Here is a 5,128-nt window from a genome sequence, read left to right on the forward strand (position 1 = left end):
TAGAAAGAGGATAATAGATCATGGGCTTATCATATACGGGCAAGAGCTGCTTGCTGATTACCTTTGTAATAGGATAAAGTCTCGTGCCAGCACCACCAGCAAGAATTATACCTTTAAAATCTGATTTTATTGCTTCAAATCGCCTTGAAAACATTTTCCAACCTCCGAATAAAAACTTATACTCTTCAACTTAATCTTCTCTGCAGAGAAGTCCTTGAACCCTTGGGACTTTATCTGTTTTGTCTTTTCTTTACCAATTGGGAGAAAAGGTGAAGAGAACTCTTTAGTTCTGGAACCTATGAATCTTTGAGTTGCTCGAATTGATTGAGTTTATCTGGTCTATCTTGTTTGTATCGTTTGTCTGGTTGGAATATCGACTGGAATACAGCTTCAGAATTTAGACCTGAATTGACTTAAAAATTAAGTTAGCCTGAATTTGTGGGATTAATTGAGTTATGTTGGTTTATTGAATTTTATAGATTAGATAGCTTAACGGGTTAGGAATCCACTTTCTATCCAGGGAATTAAAAACACAATGCTGTAGTGCGAGCTCCGGTCAAGACATTTTTAGGGGAAGAAAAAAGGAGACAGGCTACTTTTTTCACTCGCCTGAGGAATTTGTGTGGACAGGCAAAAAGTAGCCTGTCTCCTTTTTCTCTTTTCCCTGAAACGCAGCCATTCTATCTTCACATTCACTTTATCTTCTCTTTGACAAAATTAACTATCTGCTCAGCTAAGCCCACCGCCTCTTTCGCCGCATCTTCTGTATAGACCCTGGCAGGAATGCTATCCGGCAAGCTATTTGGATATCTTGTTGGAACATAATATCCATCAAGTATTGACCATTTTTTCACCTTCTCTGCAAATTCAACTTCAAATCTTAAGGCAAAATTACATAACCTCTCAATGGAATGACCAATGACTATCTCTTCACCCTGAGCATACAAAAATGCCTTTAAAGCCTTTTCTCCCACTTGCTGAGCCAGAAAGCATGCTATATGGTAACCACCCCTTTGGGCTAAATCTTTTGCCCACTTCAAGTCTTCTTCAGCCTGTTCAAGCCACCTTCTCCCTTCTTCAAGGCCTTCCCTTCTCATATAAGACAACCTCTTTCTCCCTTATATCTTTGAAAAATCTTCTCTTTTTTAGCCTTTCAAACTCTTCGGGTGTATAACATAGGATGTCCACATCCACTGGTAGGGAGAGGAGGGAGTAGATTTGCTTGATTCTTTTTAAGAATGGTGCTTCTGTTTCCATGATGATAAGGATATCCAAATCTGTAAAAAGATTGGGCTCCCTTCGTGGATAAGAGCCAAATATGCTTACCCTCTCTACCTTCCCTTTAAGTCTCTCGACAAGCATTTCAAGAGAATTTTTAAGAAGTTCAGTATATTCTTCCCTCCTTTTCTCTATAACATTATAGATGGCCTCATCCCTGTCCACTTCGACATCTCTCCTCTTAGCAGGGTTTCTATTTCTTCTTGATCGGAAGAATCACACAATTTGGACATATAAACACATCTTTTTCAATGATTACTTTCCTATGCGAACACCACATATTCGATGCAAGCAAGGCCTTACGCTCTCTCCTCCCGGCAAAAAATAAGCTAATTTATTAAGAAATCTATTAACAAAATCTTTTATCATCGAAAGTAATTCCACCTACGAAGTGGGAAAAGGGGACAGGATACTTTTTCCTCGCCCCTCGGGAACACACTTTCAACACACTCTCCTGGCGATCAAAAATCTGTTTTAGCTTTGGAGTGTAGTTAGACATTAACGTCCCGCCTGCCGGGTGACCTCAAAACGCCGCGTTATTATTTCGAAGGGCACTTCATCGCCAACGGTGGCATTATTGGCTATTAGAAGCTCGGGAATTATCACCCTCAACTTCTCTATAAGGGCCTCCATCGTTACCGCTTCTGTAGCCAAACCAGGCACGTCATCGCTAGTAGCCACCCATACCATTGCCTCTTTATCCCATTCTGCCCTTACAAATAATGGCTTTCTGCCCATTTTTTTTCTTACCCTACTCCTTTGATTTTAACATTTATCTTATCACTTTAAAAAATGAGCTTCAAGTCTCCTCTATCCACCGTTCCAATTCCCCAGTTAGGTGAGAGGATGCCTGTCCCCTTTTTCTAAATGTTAATTTTGATTTGAAGTTAAAATAAATAGTTTTTAAAAGAGCTTTTCAACAGACTGGCAAGATTTGACCCAGTATTATTATTTCTTTCTTGAATAGGGAAAATACATTGTGCTATCCTTTTTACGAAACCATTTATTTCAAGAGGAGGTAAAGAATGCGCAAGACATTTACCCTTGAATATTGGATAGACGATGACTGGTTTGTAGGACGATTAAAAGAAATCCCCTCGGTCTTTAGTCAGGGTGAAACTCTGGAAGAGTTGGAAGAAAATATCCGCGACGCCTACCAACTTATGTTAGATACTGAACCGGTCCTTGATCGCCCAGATATCAAGATAAAGGAAATCGAGGTTGGGGCTTGAAAAGATATGTCCTCATTCGCAGTAATCGAACATGGATGTTTTCTACTGCGTCACGGCAAGAAGCATGATATTTATCAAAATCCCAAGAACGGGAAGAAGGCTCCTGTACCCCGTCATGATGAGATCAAGGACAGCCTTGCTGACCTGATTAAGAAACAATTGGAGATCTCATAACAATTCGAATCAGATTATGCATCTTAACCAATCCTTTTCCTACATCCTCAAGAAGATCAGAAGTAATGACTCAAAAATTGAGTCAGCAGGTTTGAAATTTAAGAAATCATTTTTTAAAAGGCTTAACCACCATTCCAATTCAACCCAAATAGACAAGAGAACCCAAATAGACCAAATAGGCCAAATTGATCAGAGAAACCAGATAACCCTTTATTGGTTTAAAATATTTGCGGGTAATCGCCCTGCTCACTGTTCCAAAAACTGATCTTACTTTTTCTTTAACCGGAATCCTTAGCCAGAGTCTAAAAAGATTCCAGCCTGGGTATTGAGGTGCTGGAATCCCCATTGCCCTAAGTGCAAATATTCTTCCCCAAACCGCACCCTTTTTAGTTATAAAGCCCGGCTGGGATAAAGGCAACACATTAGGGTCTACTTTTTCAGCTATTATATATTTTTCCTTCATTGCCTTATAAAATATCTCTTTTCCCCTCTCGGTTCGAATCAGAATTAACGAATATCCATTCTCCCTATTGCCTATTTTTCTATACCAGGGATCACCACAAGAAATGTCAGCAAGCTCACCGGTCCCATCTGGACAAAGGTAGCATCTATACGGGCGATATTTCTGCAAAAATCCCCACGCTTCGGCATAAGGAATCTCAATCATGGGCTTCTCACTCCCATCTGTCCAAACCGCAAAGCTTCCTGGCCAGCCACGGCCCCGATAGCGAACACCACTAATCCTATCTATTGGCACGTTGAGTGATTCGATCAATTTGAGGGTTGCCAATGTTGATGGAGTCCCGGCGCAGAATATACTTACCTTTAGGTTTACCTTCTCTTTAATCTCAGGAATAATCATTTCTGCTTTTCTAACGCCTTGAATATCGCATGGCTTCCCTATGAAAAGGGAACAGCCCCGAAAATTAATGATTTCTGATAATCCTTCACAAGGTGAGGAAGGAGCATAACGCGAACCTGTTCTTTCAAGGAGGTCGATCCTTGTTTTACTAACAACAGGCAGATTATATAAAGGATTCTCGGCATCTACCCCTGAATGAAGGACTTGTTTAACTTCCCCTTTTTCAAGGCAGTATAGAGCTATGGCGCTTGCTGCACCTCCAGATGATCCAAAATATCTAAGCTCTTCGTCAGCTGCATAACCTTCCCATACTTCCTTAATCTGCCCCCATTCTGGCAACATTAAAAAAATATGGTCACCATTTTCTTTATTTACATTTTTAGATATCTGCCAACCCGGACAGATAGACAGGCATTTATCGCATAGTCCGCAATTCCCCGATCTTACTACTGGTCTTTGGCCTTCATCTTCCTTATTAACAAGTCTTATAAACCCTTCTGGACAAACCGAAACGCAGGCTCCACAACCCACGCATAATCGCCATTTTGTAATGTCAGCTACGTTTCTAAATCTCATGCTTTTTTAAAGGCTTTTAAAATTCTATCTTCCCAATAACTTACAATTTATGTTGTCTCCTTCTCTTACTCCAATGAAAAAGAATTAAGTAGAGACACTGTATCTCATTCTCCAGAAGCCTTGAAAATAGATCCTGATTTCTTAACAACTCTAATTATTTCTGAGAGAGGGTGAAAAAGAGGAGAATTCTTATCGACTTCATAATAAACTTTGTCGCGGGTCTCTCTTGCCTTTATAATCCCTAAATCCACAAGATTATTGAGCTCACGTTGAGTTGGCTGGAGGTTAAGGCCAGCCTCAAACATGATCTCCCTTTGATAAAAAGATTTTTCTACATTAGAAAATAAAAGCTCAAGAATTCGGGCTCTCGAAACGGAACCAAAAAGTTTTGACAATATCACATCTGAATTTAAATTGCGTGCCATGAAAAAAAATTAACTTAAAAATTAAGTTAGCGGGTAAAAAATCATTTTGGTTAATTTGTGTTAAATAATGTTCCGGTTACTTGTTGGATTGGGCTTAAGTTGAAAAAATATAGATTTGTATGGGGTAAAGTTTATAAGAGAACTTCTTTTTAAGGAAGTCCTCTTATTTTGTATTTTTATTTAAAAGTTAAATTTTGTTATTTGGTCACCATTCTATGGCGTGATGAAAAAGGGCCGGTTTTTAACCTGTGCTTGAGATTTTCCTTTGTTTGCAAGGAGGAAAAGTAGCCTGTCCCCTTTTCTTTTGATGGAAAGAAATTGACTTAAAAATTAAGTTAGGGTTTTTGGGTCTAAATTATTTTTTTGGTTTATCTCGTTTTTTAAATTTTTTTAAACTATATGGTTTGTTTGGGGTTGAATATGTTTTATTTAAAAGAAAAAATAGAAGGGGACTCTTTTTAGATGAATCCCCTTTTATCGTAATTTTTTTAAGATATTTTTGATTTAAATTGTTTTGCGGGAGAATCTTCGGGCAAAAATTCCAAATCCAAGAAGCCCAACTCCCAGCATAATTAATGTCG

General features: G+C 38.8%; 10 protein-coding genes. 2 read left to right on the plus strand and 8 right to left on the minus strand.

What is annotated here, in order from left to right; all coding sequences use genetic code 11:
• The 5 genes from ACUVXA_RS16060 to ACUVXA_RS16080 form a co-directional block, all read right to left on the minus strand.
• Positions 1-154 (minus strand): sugar phosphate nucleotidyltransferase (locus tag ACUVXA_RS16060; RefSeq protein ID WP_445872305.1); only part of this gene is annotated, 154 nt, incomplete at its 3' end.
• A gap of 538 nt (positions 155-692) precedes the next feature.
• Positions 693-1,097: a HEPN domain-containing protein gene (locus ACUVXA_RS16065; RefSeq protein WP_445872296.1), complete on the minus strand. Its 405-nt coding sequence runs from the start codon at positions 1,095-1,097 to the stop codon at positions 693-695.
• Positions 1,078-1,443, minus strand: coding sequence for a nucleotidyltransferase domain-containing protein (locus ACUVXA_RS16070; protein WP_445872297.1), 366 nt, complete (start codon positions 1,441-1,443; stop codon positions 1,078-1,080). The genes ACUVXA_RS16065 and ACUVXA_RS16070 overlap by 20 nt, the downstream gene beginning before the upstream one ends.
• Positions 1,444-1,627: 184 nt before the next feature.
• Positions 1,628-1,777, minus strand: a complete 150-nt coding sequence (locus tag ACUVXA_RS16075; RefSeq protein WP_445872298.1) for a hypothetical protein — start codon at positions 1,775-1,777, stop codon at positions 1,628-1,630.
• Positions 1,777-2,016, minus strand: a complete 240-nt coding sequence (locus tag ACUVXA_RS16080; protein WP_445872299.1) for a DUF1902 domain-containing protein — start codon at positions 2,014-2,016, stop codon at positions 1,777-1,779. Before ACUVXA_RS16080 ends, ACUVXA_RS16075 begins: the two co-directional genes overlap by 1 nt.
• Before the next feature lie 287 nt (positions 2,017-2,303).
• Between ACUVXA_RS16080 and ACUVXA_RS16085 the strand changes: the two genes are divergently transcribed.
• Together ACUVXA_RS16085 and ACUVXA_RS16090 are read left to right on the plus strand one after the other, a co-directional pair.
• On the plus strand, positions 2,304-2,510 hold the full coding sequence (locus ACUVXA_RS16085) for a type II toxin-antitoxin system HicB family antitoxin (protein ID WP_445872300.1): 207 nt from the start codon (positions 2,304-2,306) through the stop codon (positions 2,508-2,510).
• Between the two features lie 6 nt (positions 2,511-2,516).
• A complete protein-coding gene (locus ACUVXA_RS16090; protein WP_445872301.1) occupies positions 2,517-2,684 on the plus strand; it encodes a type II toxin-antitoxin system HicA family toxin in 168 nt (55 codons plus the stop codon).
• Positions 2,685-2,823: 139 nt separating this feature from the next.
• On the opposite strand, the gene ACUVXA_RS16095 is transcribed toward ACUVXA_RS16090, so the two are convergent.
• From ACUVXA_RS16095 to ACUVXA_RS16105, 3 genes are all read right to left on the minus strand, one after another.
• Positions 2,824-4,122, minus strand: a complete 1,299-nt coding sequence (locus ACUVXA_RS16095; RefSeq protein ID WP_445872302.1) for a Coenzyme F420 hydrogenase/dehydrogenase, beta subunit C-terminal domain — start codon at positions 4,120-4,122, stop codon at positions 2,824-2,826.
• 104 nt (positions 4,123-4,226) lie between these two features.
• A complete protein-coding gene (locus ACUVXA_RS16100; protein WP_445872303.1) occupies positions 4,227-4,517 on the minus strand; it encodes a winged helix-turn-helix domain-containing protein in 291 nt (96 codons plus the stop codon).
• A 385-nt stretch (positions 4,518-4,902) separates the two neighbouring features.
• The coding region (locus ACUVXA_RS16105; protein ID WP_445872304.1) for a hypothetical protein at positions 4,903-5,128 on the minus strand (226 nt) is incomplete at its 5' end.

This window comes from Candidatus Jordarchaeum sp., assembly GCF_052745115.1.